This is a genomic window from Adlercreutzia sp. ZJ138 (assembly GCF_011038935.1).
In the GTDB taxonomy this organism is placed as follows: Bacteria; Actinomycetota; Coriobacteriia; order Coriobacteriales; family Eggerthellaceae; genus ZJ141.
Map to the genome: position 1 here is coordinate 1 of NZ_JAAKEA010000017.1, position 19,615 is coordinate 19,615.

Genomic DNA, 19,615 nt, shown 5'->3' on the forward strand with positions numbered 1-19,615 from the left:
GCGATGCACATAGCTACTCCCAGCCCGGACTGGGAAAATCCGGGCCGGGAGGACTTTGCCTCTTGACAAGGCTCGGGACATATGAATTCCATGTAGCAAAGCTTGTAACAGAAGCTGTTGATGATGTACGACGTCGGCTTACTCGTACAATCGAAGATGACATAGACCACAAAGAACAAAGACGTATCTTGCGCAAGGCTGCCAAACTCATGCTCACCAGAAAAGACATGCTCAAACGGCAAAAAGAACGTGAATGCGTAAGATGTTCCCTTGAGTCTATCGGGGCAGATGATCTGAAACGAGCCTATCTTGCCCTCCAGCTTTTCTTCGAATGGTCTGATACAACCTTTGAAAGCCGAGACGATATGGAAACCGTTTTGAAGCGATGGATATCTATCGCTCGACGCACTGATGTAGCTGAAGTGCGCTCTGTGTCTAACACCATAAACAGACGTAAGACCTACATCGTAAACGCCTGGGAATACGGGCGTACAAACGCAATTGCAGAAAGCCTGAACCGACAGATCAAAGACATCATTCGCACGTGCCGAGGCTTTATGAGCTTTGCAGCTTTGAGACGCCGTTGTTTGTTGGTGCTTGGGCATAAGCGAGAACCCAACAAGCCCATCCCGCTGTTTACAAGAAGCGACAAGAGAAAGGAGAGCGCTAACTAGCGAATAGGTCACATGCGATGGGCACAAGGTCTCCCCCACACAGGTTGTAACATATTCGATTTTCTGGCTTTTGGTCATCTTTTTTGAAGCTACTCTATGGAAGGCTTGGGTTAGTGTGCCCTCTTTTTGCCCCCAAGTGACAACTTGGGGTTAGATTCTCTTTGTTTTACCTGTTCAGACATTAGATTTGGCTATTTTTCCCACACAAATTAAGACTTACCCGGATATCCAGACGTCGCCTAGCGAACAGGTCATCAACTCGCAATGTATTTATAGCAAAATATCAGTCTGAGAACAGTAAGGGTGAATTCAGTAGCATTCCGAAGAAGACACACCGAGAAGAGTGAAAACCAGCCTAGAGACAAAAGAGTAAAAAGACCTGTAACCTGTAATACAGAAGCAGCAACAGAAGAAACTGTCATCTGCTTAATTTTGCCAGCTGCACCTAAAACAGGGAATCCAAGCATTATTCCGTAAAACGAGCAAAACAGCATAGGTACGAGAAGCGATAATACCCATGCCATGCCAACATACTCTTCACCACCTAGAATATAAAACAACAGGCTTGATAAGGACGAAACAGCTATCGACAGAATGATCATTACTGGAATAGACCATGTAAGTATCTTTCTTACAATCGAAAAATCCTTTGTAGCCAGCATACGAGGATAGAGACTGTTTGCAACTGGATTAAAGAGTGCTTGCATTGCGGATATAACCGTAAGAGCTAAAGACCAACTTGAAACAACTAAGGGATCCGAAACATAATACCCTATAGCAACCATGGCTATTGATGCATTGATGGTACATGAAGCATTCGAGATCAAATATGTAGAAGCACGCTTAATATGCTCTACGATCTTTGCCGATCCGTAAACAATGAGTTTTATTCGATGATTACCTTTTAAATCAAGTATGGTCATTACCAAGGCAAAAGCAGCAACTGCTAGATCAATTAAAGCAACTACGATTAAATCTTCGCCACTTTGCACCAAGGTGAATATTAGAACCAGCCCAATCCCACGAGTAATAACGTACCTAATCGTAAGGAGTCGCATCTTCTCAACACCCATATAATAATAATCTGGAATCAGTGAAGTCATTACCATAGCCATATACGCAAAGGTAGCGTACGTAGCGTTTGATTTTATGATTGGCAAAAACACCGCAAATGCAATACTAACAACGGAAATTGGAAGCAATATTATAGTTTTCGCCTTAACGACAAGAGAAACAACACCATCTAAACTAGTGCCTTCCTTATTTGCCTCCGATATAAGTTTTGTTCCATACTGCAAAAAGCCAAAGTCTAAAAAAACTTGAATAAGAGTTGACAGAGACAAAACATACGCACGCACAGAATAACCATCTGGACCAAGAACGCGAGCAAGATAGGGCAAGGTTAGAAAAGGAATAACATACTGAGCAATCTGAAGCCCATACTGAGCGATTAAGTTATTTCTTAGCACCTGGTCACGCATTGGTGTCATTCATAATTAAGTTGACATATTCCACATATCTAGAAATCATCCGTGAAGAGCTATATTCTTGAATGAATTTTATACGTGAGTTAGCACTTAGCTCAATCAGTTGAGTTTTATTATGGATCAGATTCGAAAAGATACCTTTTAACTGAAGGGCATCCGGAGCAATTATATAGCCATTCGAACCATCCTCAATCATTTCAGTTATTGCGCCAACAGGGGTTGATATTATAGGCAACCCCACACGCATGGCCTCGACAATAGACATGGGACAATTGTCGTATCTAGTCATCAAAACAAATAGATCAGCTTCATTGAGAAGCGAATTTACATCATTTCTTTCCCCTAAAAAAAAGACGTTGTTCAATCCGAGTTGTTGAACTCTTTTTTTAAGATAGTATTCTCTTTCTCCTTGTCCAACAAAACTGACCTGAATCATCTCTTTTTCTATGTCCGTCAACTTAGAAACTGCATCTATCACAACATCTTGCCCTTTAATCTCAATCAAAGATGCGACACATATAACCTTGAGAAGATCATCAGTTACAAACGAACTAGCTTCTTTCATTATTCCAGCAATATCTTTCACCCCATTCGGAATTAATGCCATGCGTTTAACGTGGTAATTTTTATTAACGTATTCTTTCGCTCGCTCACAAAGCACGATACATCCCCCAGAGCATTCAAAAGCCTCCCGCGCTGACCTTCTAAGATAAGTCTCGACAAATGTTCCGAGGAGTGCTTTTCTGTTCGAGAACAGTTGCGCACACGGATCACCGCTCGCATGCGAAACAATCACTGTTTTCTCCGGTCTATCCGGATACTGTTCTAAGTAATAGGCAGCACAAAGACAATCGTGAAATACTAGAATATCAGCTTGACAACCACTCGTAATGTATGAATCTACTGCTTGTTTTGCAGGGAGAACATGTTTTAGATACAAAAGTAAACTCTGTATTGGAAAAGCTGTGTACAGACCAGTTTTTTTTATCATGCTTAGCAGTTTTCGAAAGCGACTGCCGCTAGTTTTATCAGACCAACCAACACACACATCAACCAGCCCATAACAATCAAATGGACCTATTAGTTCAATCCCTAAAGAGAGAAATAGATTATGCTCGGAATACAACTGCATTACTAATGCATTTATACCTTGAATTTGACGAAAATCAGGAACAACCATCGCAACTTTAAGCACTGGCACTACCTTTCTTTTGTGCGCTCACCTTATAGGCAGCAACAAGAAACCAAAAGAGTGCATAAACAACTAAGAACTTCGCTATTGTGTACGTATCGAGAAAGTATTCAGCTCGGGGCATTAATAATAAATGTCTTATAAATGGATACGCAAAATACGAAGCGAGGACCGATACGTCAGCAATCCGCTCAAACCACCCAATAATAACAACCAGAAATACAATCCCCAAAACGATACCAACTACGCCAAACTCATATAACTCAGCAATAAAATTACCACCAAGACCCCCACCAAGTAAATACTGCTCAGGCGCAAGGGCATACGATAATTGGTTAGGAAGGTTGTTACTGACCAGGTTTAATTCGATCGAGTTTCCTAAAGAAAACACATCCGGATGCAAAACAACGAGACAAAGCCGTACTATTGGATCAAGAATAAATGGGTAACTATCGTTTATGCTCAGTAATCCGTAATCGTACACCAACGCCAAAACTGAAATACTCGAGCTAGACGCCATTACCGTTTCTGTAAACAGGCCCCCATAATCTAAGCCAACAGTTACATTGTTTCTAATATATGCAATAGCACCAAGAACTGGAATTCCGAACAAACAAATAATCAAAGCAAGCACTGGATTGATTCTCCGATTAAACCGATACTTCCCATACCAGAAATAAAACAGTAGCGGTGCTAAAAAAGCACTCCGAACACCTTGAGTTGAATTCAAAAACGACAAGAACAGAAACCTTCTTCCATACTTTGAAAAATCATCAAGCTCAGGCCTAGAACTAATAAAAAACATAAAGGAAGCAGTAAAAAGAAAATATGAGAGGGATCCGAGTCGATAGAGAATCCCTCTAGCGGCACCAATGTATAAACTGAGATATCCAGAATACAGCACCTGAATACTTGCGAACGCCAAAAAAATAGCCGCTGGCACAAATAAGAATTGCATCGCTTTTTTTGATAGCAAAATGCGTTCTGTTATCGGTATATTTGGTGTTTTGCTTTTCTTTGAAACCTTTTTAGAAATGACCTGTCTATAAAACAGGCACAAGTTATAAGCGAATAATAGGAGGCCGTAGCACTGTACAACCACGCGAGATGCCGACTCTGACCAATTGTAAGAAATTCCCAATGTGCCAAACTGAGTAATATCCCCGAGTCCGAACACAGTCATAGCAATACCGAACAGTCCAAAGAAACCGAGCGAGAACAAAAACAGAGAACCTAAGCTTAAAGCCGAAGTACACGCGATAGATACACCATATGTAACAAAATAAAAAACAGAGATAAAACCGAAGGATGCTAGAACTTCAACAGCTTCATTCGTAGATGCAAATATGATCAGCACCGTTATAACAATCGAAAAAATGCAGTTAGCTGTAACCACTATATTCCGCGAACGTATCGAAATATTCACAACGTGCAAACCCTTTCGATAACAGCCTGAACGTCATTCACAACATCAACACTATCAAAACCATCAAATCGAAACTGGTCGTCAACGCATAGTATCTTTCCGTAAAAGGTGGAGCAATACAAGTAGTCATACACCATGGTTGAGTTCTTCGTTACAACCAGATCAACATCAGAAAAACGATCGTTAGGACATATCACAACACTTTCTGAAGCACATTTCTTAATTACTCTCCTTGGTATCGAAGAAGCAGGATGGATGTAGTAAAACAAACACAAATCGACCCCGCAGCAGACTATCGATTCGATTATTTCATAATCAAATCGATAGTCACCTTGAGAAATCAAGGCGACTTTGTGTCCGGAAATATTAGATTCTTTAAATGTAATACTTGATTTGAAAGGGCGACGATGATACACACAATCAGAATTCTTCACAATAGCAGAAGAGAAGTACCTCTGTTCAATTTCATTAAAGACATAGGCATCGTTTACAGAGATTTTATTCTCAATAGGAGTTAAGCCTATTACTGTTCCGTGCTGGAAAAGCTTATAACCCAATGAATAACGTTCACACAAGTCAGCAAGCCATATAGCATATCGTTCATAATGGACGGCAGTAGATACAGAATCAATCAAACCAATGCATTCAGTGACAGCTTTTTCAAGTAAAGCAAACTCTAGGCAGAAAGAATAAGGAATAGAATCCTCACGGCTATATTTCAAGGCGCTAAATAATACCGGGATGCGTTTCGTGTATGGCACAACTCCTACCACTGAGTGATTTCTAATTGACTGCATTAGTCCATCACCCACGAGTCCATATATGCGCACGTCATTGTACTCTTCTTCTAAGATGTGTTTTTCTATAGGAGAAAATGCAACCGCAAGATACTTAGATGATATGCAGCGATACCTAGCACAACAGATAGATACCAGCGAGTACGCCAACAACTTGAAGTAGTTACCAGGCCTACATACAGTTGAAACATAAGCCTTATATCCTCTGCGACAAATGCTGCTCATAGGCTAAGCTTTCGCTATATTGCTATTTCCTAATTCTCTTTTCAATACCAAGAGCCTCAAATAGCTTGATTCCGGCATTGTAAAGCACCTTCTGGCTTCGGAAACGCTCCGAACACTTTGGCATTTCGTGGTATTCCATCAGCTCGTCTTCGCTTATCTCAAGTCGTTTTGCAACCTCGGAGAACAGCTCTCTCGCCTCTTCATCTGTCAGGGGAGGCTTCTCCAAAATGCGCAAAGCCTCATCCCTGTTCATTTGGCCCGTCATCACCAAGCTCGACAGCTGAGCCCTGCGAATATCGTGGCCGAAACGCGTTGGAACCCACCACCCCTCAAGGAACTTCGTGATTAGATCCTCAAAGTGCTTCTGCCCGTAAGGAGCATACCCGTATTCGGTTTGAAGGGTTTTCACCATTTGGTTTTTTGTGAAGTGAACGAGGTTTAACGGCTTGATCGTTTTCACGCCGTATATATAAGGAAGAAGAACTTTGTGCTTGAAACCGTTGGTGAACGTGTACTCTTTTATGGGTATAGCACAGTGCTTCCTGATCACGTCCCTCATGTAGGTGCTATCCCCTGTAGGACCCCCATCTTTTCCCCAGGAGGCTGGGTCAGCAACGATTTCAGTGCAGATGTTGTAGCCGTTAAGTATGTATTTGACCCCAAGCTCTCGAGAATACCTATCAATAAGAGCGATAAACGCATGGTCCTGGGGAGAATCGAGGTTCTCCATTCCAGTGCGAAACCAAGCCAATTGCATTTCCCGCATCTCATCCCAGTTCATCTTCTCGACATGAAGATCTACGCCTAGTTTATCGGTTACTCTTTTGACGTTCTCCTCGGCAACAGGGAGGTTCCATCCCGCATCGATATGGAACACGAACGGTCGAAGCCCCCATTCTCTAACCGCAAGATGGAGCATATAAGTACTGTCCAGGCCACCGCTTAGCCCAAGGATGCAATCATAAGGTTTGCTCGCGCCTTTTGATTTGATCTCGTTCAATAGCCCGCTTAGTTCTTCTTCATGGCCCTTTCCATAGTTCCACTCGGGCAAAATTCGGGTTTCATACTCGATGCAGCGATTGCATACACCATTAGCGTCGAAGGAAATATCTTCGTCGGTCGTGTCCATGACGCATATTTTACAAACTTGGTATTCTCGTTCCTTACTCATCATTTTTCCCAATCATTGCAGTCTTCAATGCCCAACATCATTACCACTTCAGTGAATCTTCCTCCACACCGTCTTGTTCACCACACCCGTGTAGGACTGGATGACCTTGACCACCTTGTCGGAGACATTCTTGTCGGTGTAGTCGGGAACTGGGATACCATGGTGCCCGTCAGCCTCTATGGCTACAGCTAGGTCCACCGCTTGTAGCAGGCCACGTTCATCGATTCCCGAGAGAATGAAGCATGCCTTGTCAAGCGCTTCAGGGCGCTCGGTGCTTGTGCGAATACAGACCGCCGGGAAGGGTTTGCCAACGCTCGCAAAGAAGGATGATTCCTCGGGCAGGGTTCCTGAATCGGAAACCACACAGAAGGCGTTAGCTTGCAGGCAGTTGTAGTCATGGAAACCCAGTGGTTCATGCATGCGCACACGAGGGTCAAGCTTGAAGCCAGAAGCTGCCAAGCGCTTGCGGCTTCTCGGATGACAGCTGTAGAGGACTGGCATGTTGTACCTCTCAGCCATGGTGTTTACGGCAGAAAAGAGCGAGTTGAAGTTTGTCTCAGTGTCGATGTTTTCTTCCCGGTGGGCACTAAGTAGGATGTAGTGACCTTTCTCGAGTCCGAGCTCTGTATGAATGTTGCTTGAGTTGATCTTACTGAGATTCTTGCTCAGCACCTCAGCCATGGGACTTCCCGTCACATAGGTGCGCTCAGGAGCACAGCCGGCGTCCTTGAGGTAGCGCCTGGCGTGTTCTGAGTATGCAAGGTTCACGTCAGATATGACGTCTACGATTCTTCGATTCGTCTCTTCTGGTAAACACTCATCCTTGCAGCGGTTTCCTGCCTCCATGTGAAAAATCGGGATATGCAACCTCTTGGCACCGATGACCGACAGACACGAGTTCGTGTCGCCAAGCACGAGCACCGCATCAGGCTTAACCTCTGTCATAAGTTGATAGCTTTTGGCGATGACGTTTCCTATTGTCTCGCCGAGGTTGGCACCCACAGCATCTAAGTAGACGTCGGGGTCATCCAGCTCTAGGTCACGGAAGAACACACCGTTGAGGTTGTAGTCGTAGTTTTGTCCCGTGTGTGCAAGCAGGGTATCGAAGTACCTGCGGCACTTCTTGATGACCTCTGATAAGCGAATGACCTCAGGGCGAGTACCCACGATGATAAGTAGCTTCAACCTTCCGTCGTTTTTGAAGGACGCCATGGATCTACACCTCCTCGTAGTACGTGTCGGGACGCGCCGGGTCGAAGACCTCGTTGCAGGACATAACGGTGACAAGATCCTCGACATCGGAGAGGTTGATGATATTGTGAGTCCAGCCGGGAACCATATATACAGCTTCAATCTTGTCGCCCGATACTTCGAACTCAACTGTTTCACCAGTGTTGATGTTGCGTTCTTGGATGAGTCCATGACCCTTGACCACGATAAAGAGCTCCCACTTAGAGCTGTGCCAGTGTTGGCCTTTGGTGACGCCGGGCTTAGATATGTTGACAGATACCTGGCCACAATCTCGGGTATGCACAAGCTCGGTAAAGCTTCCGCGCTCATCGACGTTCATGCTCAAGGGGTACTTGAACTTCTCAACAGGTAAGTAAGTCAAGTAGAGCGAGCAGAGTTTCTTCTCGAAGGAGCCTTCCGGCATCCTTGGCATCATGAGGGTCTCTGGGCTCGCCCTAAACTCCTGCAAAAGCTCAACGATGCGTCCCAGCGTTACTTTGTGGGTGGTCGGTACATAGCAGTAGCGACCTGTACTGGAGGGAACCACCTCTGCCCCGTCGTACTCACAACGTTGCTCCTTACCCTCCAGAAGGTCAAACATCCCATTGACGAGATCGTTAATATAGAGAAGCTCAAGCTCTATATTTGGATCGTTCACCTCGAAAGGTTCATCGTTTGCTATAGCCCAGCAAAAGGTTGACACCGCCGAGTTGTAATTGGGGCGGGAATGCCCCATCACATTCGGGAAGCGATAGACCGCAACCTTTGCCCCAGTTTCCTTTCCGTAAGAGAAGAAAAGATCCTCTCCGGCCTTTTTGCTCTTGCCGTAGTCGCTCTCTTCGAACCTTCCAGCAAGTGTCGCCTGCACACTAGAGGCCAGCATAACAGTGCAGGTATTTCCAGCAGTCTTAAGCTCGTTTAGAAGATCACTTACAAATCCGAAGTTACCTTCCATGAAATCAGCAGGGTTTTCTGGTCTGTTCACACCAGCAAGGTTGAATACGAAGTCACATGCCTTGCAGTAGACCCTGAGTTCTTCGGGAGTTGAGTTCAAGTCGTACTCGAATACCTCTTCAATCTTAAGGTTCGGCCGAGTACGATCTTTGTCATCACGCAGGTTCTTTAAGGCACGGCAAAGAGCGGTTCCCACCATACCCTTGGCTCCAGTAACAAGAAGCTTCACGCTACTGCACCGCCTCGTGCTCGCGACCTTGCAGAGCAAGCTGTACATACTCGGCGGTCTTTATCTTTTCGACAGTACCTGCTACATCGAGCCTTGCCGTGTTGTGCGAAGTGTAGGCTTCTGTTGCCATTGTTTTTACTTCACCGTTCACTACGAACTTGTCGTAGTTGAGATCACGTGTGTCAGCATGTACCCGGTAGTAGTTACCCATGTCTTCAGCGCGAAGCCTTTCTTCGCAGGTCATAAGTGTTTCAAAGAGCTTCTCACCATGACGGGTACCGATAACTTGGATGCCAGTGTGTCCGAACACTTCTTGCACCGCCTCGGCAAGGTCGGCGATGGTGGAAGCCGGAGCTTTTTGGATGAAAAGGTCTCCTGGGTTTGCATGCTCAAAAGCGAAGCAGACAAGATCGACCGCCTCATCTAAGTTCATGAGAAAGCGTGTCATGTTAGGGTCGGTTATCGTAAGTGGCAGACCCTTACGAATACGATCAATGAAGAGCGGGATTACGCTTCCCCGCGAACACATAACGTTGCCGTATCTCGTGCAACAGATAGTGGTACCTGCCGCAGCCCCATTTCTTGCGTTTGCATAGATGATAGACTCCATCATGGCCTTTGATTTACCCATGGCATTGATGGGGTATGCCGCTTTGTCGGTGGACAGACACACCACACGCTTAACCCCTTCAGCAATAGCTGCATGAAGCACATTGTCAGTACCGATGATATTTGTACGCACGGCTTCCATGGGGAAGAACTCACAGGATGGCACCTGCTTGAGTGCTGCCGCATGGAACACGTAATCCACGCCTCGCATGGCGTCTCGAACGCTTTGCGAATCGCGTACGTCACCAATATAAAAGCGAACCTTCCCCGCCGCTTCGGGACTCACCCGCTGCAACCTGTGCCGCATGTCGTCTTGCTTCTTTTCGTCACGAGAGAAGATGCGGATCTCGCCTACATCAGAGTTAAGGAAGTGCTTGAGCACCGTAGAACCGAACGACCCGGTTCCGCCTGTGATCATGAGGGTTCTATCCGCAAAGGAAGCCATGTCAGCAACCATGCTTTCTCCCTTTCAGTCTTTCAAGTTCTCCGATAAGGGTGTTAAAGAACCTGTCTCTGCTGTAGTGTTCATCGCAATACGCCCGCGCATTTGCGCCCAGTTCTCTTCTCTGTTGCTTTGACAGAGCGGCAAAGCGCCTCAAGCAGCTTGCCAAACCTTCGGGATCTTCCGCTTCGCAGCAAAACCCGCAGTGCGCCTCTTCAAGAACTCGACGAGCCTCACCTGTCACCGTTCCAATGACAGGCTTGCCTGCAGCCATGTAGGACTGAATCTTTCTGGGAAGCGTGTATCCAAGAACTGGATCGTTTGCAAACGTGGCCACCATTGCGTCGGTTTTCGCATAGTAGGCAGGCATTTCCTCAAGTGGGTGTCTCCCATGAAACACGACATTGTTTAGATCAAGCTTACTTGCGAGGGCTTTACAGTTACCAAGCTCTGATCCAGATCCCACGATATGAAACCTAAATGGCTCACCTTTGAGCAAGTTAGCTGCTCTTATGAGGGTTTGCACCGACTGTGCAGCTCCGACATTTCCTGCAAACATGACGTTTAACACGTCATCAGGAAACACATCACCAGAAAGACCCTCAGGGTTCGCGGGTAAGTTCCGAAACATCTCTTCGGCGTATTGAGGCAGATAAAGGCAGTGTGTCTCCCTGCCCAGCAATTTAGACAGGTATTCCCCAAATGCGGGTGAGGTTACAGTCAGCATATCAGCTGATGAATATATCCTTCTTGATTCTGTAGCAAACGCCTTGTAGACAAACGATCCCCTACGAATACCGCCAGCAAGAAGGCTCTCCGGCCATAAGTCGACTACGTAGTGAAACACTGGCGTGCCGTGTTTTTCTGCATAGGAAAGCGCAGGAATAGCCATCATGACTGGGGAGAGCTGAAAGACCAAGATAACGTCGAAGCCTTCCCCAGCATCCTCAATCCTCTTCTTTCCCAGGCGCGAGAAGCTGTAGTAATTTCTCACCCTGTTTATCGCGCCTTGTTTCCTCGGAGCGATTCTGGTGCGCAGCACGCGGACACCCTCGATAACTTCGTCAAGCCGATCATTACCCTCGTATCCTTCATAAATCACGCCCTCGGGATAATTTGGACAACCAGTGACAACGACAACCTCATGCCCCCGGAAAACAAGCTCTTCACACACATCGGAAACATTGAACGGCTCAGGGCGATAGTACTGGCAAACAGCCAGAATTCTCACTGCGCTGCCCCTTCGCCTTCATGCCCTGGTACCGTTGTTTCCACAACTTCAGAACCTGACAGTTTCGAAAACGTGCCCAAGAAGCACTTAAAGTCAAATGCAATTCCGCGCCTGCGCATGTATTCACCATCAAATGCTGACTTGGCCTCGATGGTAAGCTCATCGCGGCCGTTAATCTGTGCCCAGCCGGTAAGCCCAGGGCGCACTTCGTTGGCACCGTACTTGTCACGCTCGGACACCAGGTCAAACTGGCTCCAAAGGGAAGGTCTTGGTCCCACCACACTCATGTCACCTTTAAGAATGTTGATCAACTGCGGTAGCTCATCTAGGCTGTATTTTCGAAGTGTTGCGCCAATGGGTGTCATCCATTCGTTGGCATCAATCATGTGACTGGGCAAATCCGGTGTATCGATTCGCATAGTACGAAACTTATAGATACAAAAGAGTTTCTTGCCCTTGCCAACTCGTCGTTGCTTGAAAAGGACAGGGCCGGGACTTGTTACCTTGACTGCAACTGCTGTACCCGCGATAAGCCACGAGAGTGCGATAAGCCCACACCCGCTCACAGCAATATCGAAGGTGCGTTTAATGAAGCGATACCCATATCTACCGTCGAGCTGCAGTTCTTCTCTTACCTGCGCAGATGTTGCAGTACGTCCATAGACTGCAGGAGCACTTTCCACTGACGCGCTGTCCGTAGCCTCTTTCGAAGATGCGACACCTTCCAGGTTACGCAGCATGTGTATCCGTCTTCCCGTTATGCAGCTCAGGGCGATACGTCGGCACAACCTCGGCGAGGACAAGTTTGATCTCGTCGTTGGTTTCGTCTAGGCACGCCTTAAGCTTGGCTAGATTGCCTTCGATTTCTCCTGCATCTTTGGCTGCAGCGCGGCTGATGCGGATTTCGGGATGGCTGGTGGGTAGCAGTTCTTCGTCGTCCATGAGAAGCTCTTCATACATCTTCTCGCCAGGGCGCAGACCAACCTCTTTGATTTCTACGTCACGACCAACCTTCAGACCTGATAGGGTGACCAAGTTTGCCGCTAGGTCCCAAATGCGAACGGGTTTACCCATATCGAGTACGAACACCTCACCACCTTCCGCCATAGCACCGGCAGTAATGACTAGGCGAGCTGCTTCAGGGATAGTCATGAAGTAACGGGTAATGTCTTTGTGGGTAACGGTTATGGGTCCACCTTCTGCAAGTTGGCGCTTAAAGAGCGGTATAACGCTGCCGTGGCTTCCTAAAACGTTTCCGAAGCGCACACAGGTAAATACCGTGCTTGAGATTCCTGCGTAGTACTGAACGATCATTTCGTCCATGCGCTTGGTAGCGCCCATGACGTTTGTGGGGTTTACTGCTTTGTCAGTGGATATCTGTACAAAGTGGGTACAGCCCTTCTCATGCGCCAATCGAACCACGTTCAGCGTGCCAAACACGTTGTTCTCTATAGCTTCTCGGGCATTTCTTTCCATAAGCGGTACGTGTTTATGTGCTGCTGCATGAAAGATAACCTGAGGGGTATAGCGATCAAAGACTCCGGCGATGGCAGGCAAGTGTGTAATGGATCCGATCTCAACCTTAAGTTCAATGCCCTCATCGGCACACTGGCCACATATCTCGTGATAGAGCTCATAGGTAGTGTTCTCGTATATATCAAACAGGATTATCTGTGCTGGCTTGGCGGGTAACAGTTGTCGTACAAGCTCACTTCCAATAGAGCCGCCCCCGCCTGTCACCAGCACGCACTTGCCAGCAACATATCCCATCTGACACAGATCGAGCGCTTTCTCTTCGCGCGCCAAAAGGTCAGATACTTCAACTTCACGCAAAGGAATCCTGTCATCAAGGTCTCGCGGCATGTCTTGGATAAGTGGCAAGGTAAGCGTACGCACACCCGTTTGAACACACAACTGAAAGATGCGGTCACGCTGTGCCTTGGTAGAGCGTGGCATTGCCAATACAATCTGATCTATACGACCACTCTCGCAGATGCTGGGGATGCTGTCACAGGTTCCCATCACCTTGACACCGTGAACATGACTTCCTACCTTGGCAGGATCATCATCTACAAGCGCCACAGGAACTCCTGGCAGATCTGGGTTTCCTGCTAACATGCGCTTTACCGTAAGAGCACCTGTTTCTCCTGCCCCTACAACTAACGAACGTGAAGCGCCACTCTTTTCGTTCACTCCGAAAAATGACCAACCCTTGCGGCCCGAATACAGGCGGATAGCAAAGCGGCTAGCGCCGCAAACAACAAGTAAGACGAGCCAGGCGACACAATACACGCGAAGTGGCAAGCGCTGGCCGAATACCACAGCTGTTACCACATCCGCAATAATGGATGCTGCGGTAGTAACCAAAACAACACGCACAAGTTCGCTTGTACTTGCGTATTCCCAAAGTGAGCTGTACAGGTGACCACAGGAAAACACGACTACGTTGATGGCAGCAATTGCCGCTACCATCTGTGCGAAGTCACCTAACCCTAAGATAACATCGAACACACCAGTACCCCATGCTGCAACAATGTAGGCAACTGCTGTTGCAACAACGTCGAGCAGCACCAGGGGTAGCGCCTTTATCAGCGCACGGACCTTGCCTGTACCAGAAGCCCCTTTCCCCAACTGCTTCGAAAGAGCCAAACGGCCCGATTTCGAGCCGTTCTGTGCATCTATATTTCGTTGTTCTGCGGTTTCGCTCATTCGCTTTTCTGGTTTGTGACAGATGTTTCTCTTCTGCTTCTCTTCTTGCCGCCTGGCGCAAACGCCATGGACACCAGGAAGAAGCCTCAACTTCACTGCTTCTTTCTGACAAGACTCAGGCCCACCTTTACTTCCACTGTTCTTCCCAGAATGGAAAGCTCTAGTGTTGCCTCGCGCTTGCGGCGGTTGACTTTTTTGATTAAGGCCTCGCGGCCCACCAAAGGGCCGCTTGCGACAACCACGCGGCCACCTTCCACGAAGCCCTCAGACATTTCCACCGTCCGATGCTTTCGCTGCGTGAAGGCGCAAATCCACGCCACCTCACCCTCGGCTAAGGGTGTAAACATCCCGTCGGTTCCCAAAAGCCGGGTGAAGGCGGGCACCTTCCCCAGAAGAGCAGAAAGGCGTTCCACCTTGCTGGTTACAACCATAATGTAGCCAGGAAAGAGGGCTGTTTCGCCTTCCACAAGTTCACCGTGCTGCTTTGTGAGGGTTTTTCTCTTTGGGACAAACACCTCGTCAACCAGGTTCTCTTCACCCGAAATGGTAAGGGTCTGTCCTATGAGGCCAACCGCCTTATCCTCTTGCCCGGTAAACACCTGAACGGCATACCACGGAGCCACGACTTTCCTCCTTCTTACCAATAGCGAAGCTGCACACGGAAGCCGCGCACAGCTTTTCGCAAAGGCTTCTCGCAAAGCCCAACTTCCAGACACGGCTTCGCCACTGGGGGCCGTTTTGACCTTCCCCTAAGAAACGACGGGATATCCATTCCCCACGGCTTGTACGAACGCCGAACGCGGCATCGCTTTACACCGAGGGGTTTTAAAGGCAGAGCCTTTCCCCAAGGAAACGCCGATTAATTCCGTCAGCCCCAACTTCGCAATGCAAGACGGCCTTAATCAGTGTTTCCTAGCTTTTGAACGGAACGTCCAGGGGAACGCACTCGGCGAACCCTTCGTCCACGTCCACAAAGCAAAAGCGCTTGTGACGATCCACCTTCACCACACGGTCTTCCTGACCCACCAGCGGGCCGGACTGCACATGCAGCACGCCGTCTTCTATGACAGCGGTGCTCGTACGGATGACGCGCTCGGTGTCGAGCACGCCCTCGTACCACTGTTGCGCGCCTTTCGCCAGCGGCGCGAAGTGACGTCCGTCGGCCTTCGCTATGCGCGCGGGGAAGGTGAGCTTGGCAAGCTCTTTGTCGAGCGCCAGCACGTCTTTTGTTACGACGAAGAAGTACTCCTGATACATTGGTACCGGGTAGAGCCTCCATGCGCCGTGGTACTTGCGCCAGCGCTCTTTGCGCATGACAAACGCGTCCTCGAGCAAGTCGGGGGGCAGAATTTTGCGCAGCTTGTCGCAGGTGGCCTGCTCACGCCCAGGGGCGTGCACCAGATACCACCGCCGCCTGCCGCGCGGCGACCTTCTACCAACAGGCATGCCACCAAGCGCTATGTTGCGTGCAGTACTACCCGAAAGCCTCGTAGCAGCACCAATTCCGCTTGCGACCAACCCGCTTTCCTCCTTCTTGCTTTGATGCGCCTGAAAGTGCAGAGAAGCCTCCGTACACAGACGTCATCAAAAAGCACACGTTTAGAAAACGGGTGAAAAAGGGATGACAAAGCGCTGCCGCTGTCCGACTTTACGTGTGAAAAAAGCCCTATTCTGGGCTTTTACAAGAGAGGGAATATGTATAATGGTCAAGCTTTTGCGAGTTGAAAACGTGTACGTTTTGACAACACAAAAAGGCATTATTACCTGGGGTTATATCTCCAAGGAAACACTGATTAAAATCCGCCAGCCCTTACGTTTATAAGGCAGAACAGCCTTTCATCAGTGTTTCCCCAGACAATGCGCCCTAACCTTCCAGCAAATCAAGCAGTTCTTCGCTTGTGAGGGCCGATAACGACGCCCCTGCCGCACCCAGTACGTTTTCGGCCAGTTCAGCCTTTGCTTCCTGCAATTTCAGAATGCGCTCTTCCACCGTACCTGCGGCTATAACCTTGTACACGCTTACCGCATGGCGCTGCCCAATGCGGTGCGCACGATCGGTTGCCTGGTTGGTGGCAGCGGCGTTCCACCACGGGTCGGCATGCACCACCACACTCGCACCGGTAAGGTTAAGACCCGTGCCGCCCGCCTTCAGCGAAATAAGGAACACCGGTGTATCGTCGGTGTTAAAGCGGTCAACCAGCCGCACGCGCTCTTTCTTAGATGTCGACCCCGTAATGCGGAAATACGACAATTCCCGCGCTTTCAGTTCGTCGGCAAAACGCGCCAGATAGCTGGTGAACTGTGAGAACACCAACACCTTTTCGCCTGCATCGCAGGCGCGCTGAACAAGTTCTATAACGGCGTCGGTTTTCGCCGAGCCGTGCTGGTAATTCTCAAACGCAAGTGCTGGGTCGAGTGCAATCTGGCGCAAGCGCGTCAGCTCGGCAAGCACCTCTACACGCGATTTCTCGGAAGCAGCATCGTTCTTGCCGCCGTTCTTGCCGCCGTTCTTGCTGTTATTCTTGCGGCTGGCCGACGCCTTCTTCTGAACGGTGAGCTCTTGGCGCAGCTGTTGTTCGGCGGCATCGTATAAGCGTCGTTGCTCACTCCCTAACGCCACACGCACCACCGACTCTATTTTCTCGGGCAACTCGGTTAACACGCCCGCCTTGCGGCGGCGCAAAATGAACGGCCCTAGCAGCGCTTGCAGGCGCTGTGATAGTTCTTCATCGCCACCCACAATACCCAGCTCATAGCGCTCTCGGAACCGCATGTAGGAACTTAAGAACCCCGGCATCAAAAAATCGAAGATAGACCACGCTTCCGACAAGCGGTTTTCCACCGGCGTGCCCGTAAGCGCAAAGCGGTGCTGCGCGCGCAGACGCTTCACGGCGCGGGTGGTAAGCGCCGTGTGGTTTTTCACGTACTGTGCTTCGTCAAGCACGCAGCAGTAAAGCTGAAGTTGTTCGAGGTCGTCTATGTCCATGCGCGTAATGTCGTAGGAGGCCACCAGCACGTCGATGCCGCTCTCAGTACGAATACGGTAACGGTCGAGCTTGGGGCCCTCCATCGCCCGTACCGAAAGCTCGGGCGCGAACCGGGCGAATTCGGCTAGCCAGTTATACACAAGCGACGCCGGACACACGATAAGCGACGGGCCCACCGCACGGGCTGCTTCCGCGCGCGCCAGCAGGAAGCTAATAAGCTGCACCGACTTTCCCAAGCCCATTTCGTCAGCCAGAATGCCGCCAAATCCCATGTCGGCAAGCGCACTTAACCATTGGAAGCCCTCTGCCTGATACGGGCGCAGCACGCCAACAAGCGAGGGCGGCACCTGATACGACGACTGATCTACCGAGCGCAAGCGAGCCACGTAGCTTTCGAAGGACTCGTCGCGGCGGGCGCTTTCGAATTCGTCATCTAAGTAAAGCGCTCGGTATGCGGGAAGCTGCGCGCGCCCACGGGCAAGATCGCCCACGCTTAGGCCTGTGTCGTCCACCAAGCGATCGACATCGGAAAAATCGAGGTCGGCGAGGTTTAACAGCGCGCCGGTGCTCAAACGGTGGTAGCGCCTGCGTCTGCGGTAGCCCGCAAGCAGCGCCGCCAGTTCGTCGGGCGGAAGGTCGCTTGACGACACATCAAGATTAATGAGGTTTCCCGCCAAGGAAACGCCCATTGTCACGTGCGGGCGCTTGTCGCTGGTAAGCCGGTCAAACGCCGGCGTGGTGAACACCTCGCCCATTTCCCTAAACTGCGACAGCCCACCGAAGAGCAGCTTGCCAGCTTTCGAGCCATCACCGAGCGGCAACGTGGCATCGGGCTCGAAGAATTCGCGCACGAGTGACGCTGCCCGCCGCTCGAGCACTTCGTCGCGCAGCATTATGGGCGCTTCGGCCTTTGCTGCGGCTTCGACCTCGGCGGCTGCTGGTGCGGCGCCCGCTGTTGCGGCCTTGGACGCACCGGCACCCGCCGCAGCACCAGCACCCGCCGCGTCAGAGCTCAGCGTTAGCGGAAAAGCTTGTTCGCCATAGCGCGCCAGCGCCTCAATTTCTATCAGGTCGGTCTTCTTCGTGTAGTCGAAGTAGAACTCAAATTGCACCGGCACCGGCCGCAACTGCTCAAACTCGGGCGGTGCCTGCACGCCAAGTGTTTCTTCGAGCAGTGGCAGCGCCGCAGCACAGAACAGCGGTGCATCTTCAGGCGCGATATAGAGCTCATCGTCGGAGGACTCGTACACACTGCGCAGAAAGTCGGCACAGCGCGCAAACGATGGCGAACAGTTATACAGCCCGTCATCCTGCAACACATACATACGGTCGTGTACCGCCACGAACACAATGTCGCTCGTACGATCAATCACGTACCCGCCCTTACGACTACGCTCGATTCTCAAGGGAATACACGGGTCACATTGCCGGATTTCCACCATCAAGCGCGTAGCAAGGTTGGGACCCGAACAGCTCAGTTCGAAGGGATAATCGGCCAACAAATCGAGAAGTTCAATAACCTCAACGTCCGACAACGACAGATCACGTTCGATCAGCACTTTTGCGCGACCATGCCAGAATAGGAAATTGTCAAGACGGGTGCGATTCTCGACCGCGCGTTCAAGAAAATCGATAATCTTGCGGGCATGCTCATCAAATGCGGCAGGCGCATGCGTAAACGCAAGCTTCTTCCCGTAGGTAACAAATTGCGCATTGTGCACCGCATCCAGAAAACTGCTGATGCTCTTCATTACGTAGCTGGCGCGTGGGCCTCGCACCTTGAAACGTACCGACCAGTCACCGTAATCGTACGAGAGAAAAGCGTCGAGTCCCACTGGGTCTATAAGCGACTCCCGTTCGGCCCGCACGCGACTTATGCGCTTTATGTACGCGTCGATCGATGGGCTGGTTTCGGGCGTCCGGTCGGGGCGATAGCCCTTAAACGCCGTTGGATTGTCCAGATATACCAGCGCCAGCGCAGCAGCATGCTTACACATGCCATCGTACTTGAACGCGGCCGGACACGTGCACGAGTAGTCATACACTTCGTCTGTGTTCTCATCGAGTTCAACGTCAACTCTGTAGTTCTCGGACCAGCCATCTGATGACAGAACGTAGCCGGAAAGATACGTCAGACCAGTATCATAGCCACACCGCTTCTTCGTTATGCCACCAACACGCCGCGCAAGTTGCTTCGCCCGCTGAAACGTGCGCGACGTGCAGCATTCTTCGACATCCCATGTTGTAATCAT

At 49.5% G+C, this 19,615-nt stretch carries 15 protein-coding genes; 1 reads left to right on the plus strand and 14 read right to left on the minus strand.

Annotated elements, in window-relative coordinates; translation table 11 throughout:
• Nucleotides 1–62: 62 nt before the first annotated feature.
• Nucleotides 63–674 (plus strand): transposase, encoded by a 612-nt coding sequence (locus G7Y43_RS07660; protein ID WP_165045715.1) that lies wholly within the window; start codon nt 63–65, stop codon nt 672–674.
• Nucleotides 675–928: 254 nt separating this feature from the next.
• On the opposite strand, the gene G7Y43_RS07665 is transcribed toward G7Y43_RS07660, so the two are convergent.
• The 14 genes from G7Y43_RS07665 to G7Y43_RS07730 all read right to left on the minus strand — a co-directional run bounded on the left by G7Y43_RS07665 (nt 929) and on the right by G7Y43_RS07730 (nt 19,615).
• The gene (locus tag G7Y43_RS07665; protein ID WP_165045717.1) at nt 929–2,155 is read right to left on the minus strand and encodes an oligosaccharide flippase family protein; all 1,227 of its coding nucleotides are present in this window, start codon (nt 2,153–2,155) and stop codon (nt 929–931) included.
• Nucleotides 2,148–3,356: a glycosyltransferase family 4 protein gene (locus G7Y43_RS07670; RefSeq protein WP_165045719.1), complete on the minus strand. Its 1,209-nt coding sequence runs from the start codon at nt 3,354–3,356 to the stop codon at nt 2,148–2,150. Before G7Y43_RS07670 ends, G7Y43_RS07665 begins: the two co-directional genes overlap by 8 nt.
• Nucleotides 3,349–4,779, minus strand: coding sequence for an O-antigen polysaccharide polymerase Wzy (gene wzy / locus G7Y43_RS07675; protein WP_165045721.1), 1,431 nt, complete (start codon nt 4,777–4,779; stop codon nt 3,349–3,351). The genes G7Y43_RS07670 and wzy overlap by 8 nt, the downstream gene beginning before the upstream one ends.
• The gene (locus G7Y43_RS07680) at nt 4,776–5,801 is read right to left on the minus strand and encodes a hypothetical protein (RefSeq protein WP_165045723.1); all 1,026 of its coding nucleotides are present in this window, start codon (nt 5,799–5,801) and stop codon (nt 4,776–4,778) included. The genes wzy and G7Y43_RS07680 overlap by 4 nt, the downstream gene beginning before the upstream one ends.
• Before the next feature lie 22 nt (nt 5,802–5,823).
• Entirely contained in the window at nt 5,824–6,975 is a 1,152-nt protein-coding gene (locus G7Y43_RS07685; protein ID WP_370514666.1) for an N-acetyl sugar amidotransferase, read from the minus strand.
• Nucleotides 6,976–7,020: 45 nt separating this feature from the next.
• The gene (wecB, locus tag G7Y43_RS07690) at nt 7,021–8,184 is read right to left on the minus strand and encodes a non-hydrolyzing UDP-N-acetylglucosamine 2-epimerase (protein ID WP_165045725.1); all 1,164 of its coding nucleotides are present in this window, start codon (nt 8,182–8,184) and stop codon (nt 7,021–7,023) included.
• A gap of 4 nt (nt 8,185–8,188) precedes the next feature.
• Nucleotides 8,189–9,385 carry an NAD-dependent epimerase/dehydratase family protein gene (locus G7Y43_RS07695; protein WP_165045727.1) on the minus strand — a complete coding sequence of 399 codons (1,197 nt, stop codon included), beginning with the start codon at nt 9,383–9,385 and terminating at the stop codon, nt 8,189–8,191.
• 1 nt (nt 9,386) lies between these two features.
• Complete coding sequence (locus G7Y43_RS07700) at nt 9,387–10,451, minus strand: polysaccharide biosynthesis protein (protein ID WP_304518543.1); 1,065 nt, start codon at nt 10,449–10,451, stop codon at nt 9,387–9,389.
• On the minus strand, nt 10,441–11,610 hold the full coding sequence (locus tag G7Y43_RS07705) for a glycosyltransferase family 4 protein (RefSeq protein ID WP_165045729.1): 1,170 nt from the start codon (nt 11,608–11,610) through the stop codon (nt 10,441–10,443). Before G7Y43_RS07705 ends, G7Y43_RS07700 begins: the two co-directional genes overlap by 11 nt.
• Nucleotides 11,611–11,663: 53 nt before the next feature.
• Nucleotides 11,664–12,407 (minus strand): sugar transferase, encoded by a 744-nt coding sequence (locus G7Y43_RS07710; protein ID WP_165045731.1) that lies wholly within the window; start codon nt 12,405–12,407, stop codon nt 11,664–11,666.
• Nucleotides 12,397–14,376 carry a nucleoside-diphosphate sugar epimerase/dehydratase gene (locus tag G7Y43_RS07715; protein ID WP_165045733.1) on the minus strand — a complete coding sequence of 660 codons (1,980 nt, stop codon included), beginning with the start codon at nt 14,374–14,376 and terminating at the stop codon, nt 12,397–12,399. Before G7Y43_RS07715 ends, G7Y43_RS07710 begins: the two co-directional genes overlap by 11 nt.
• Before the next feature lie 92 nt (nt 14,377–14,468).
• A complete protein-coding gene (loaP, locus tag G7Y43_RS07720) occupies nt 14,469–14,999 on the minus strand; it encodes an antiterminator LoaP (RefSeq protein WP_165045735.1) in 531 nt (176 codons plus the stop codon).
• 289 nt (nt 15,000–15,288) lie between these two features.
• A complete protein-coding gene (locus G7Y43_RS07725; protein WP_165045737.1) occupies nt 15,289–15,894 on the minus strand; it encodes a hypothetical protein in 606 nt (201 codons plus the stop codon).
• A 346-nt stretch (nt 15,895–16,240) separates the two neighbouring features.
• Entirely contained in the window at nt 16,241–19,615 is a 3,375-nt protein-coding gene (locus tag G7Y43_RS07730; RefSeq protein WP_165045739.1) for a DEAD/DEAH box helicase, read from the minus strand.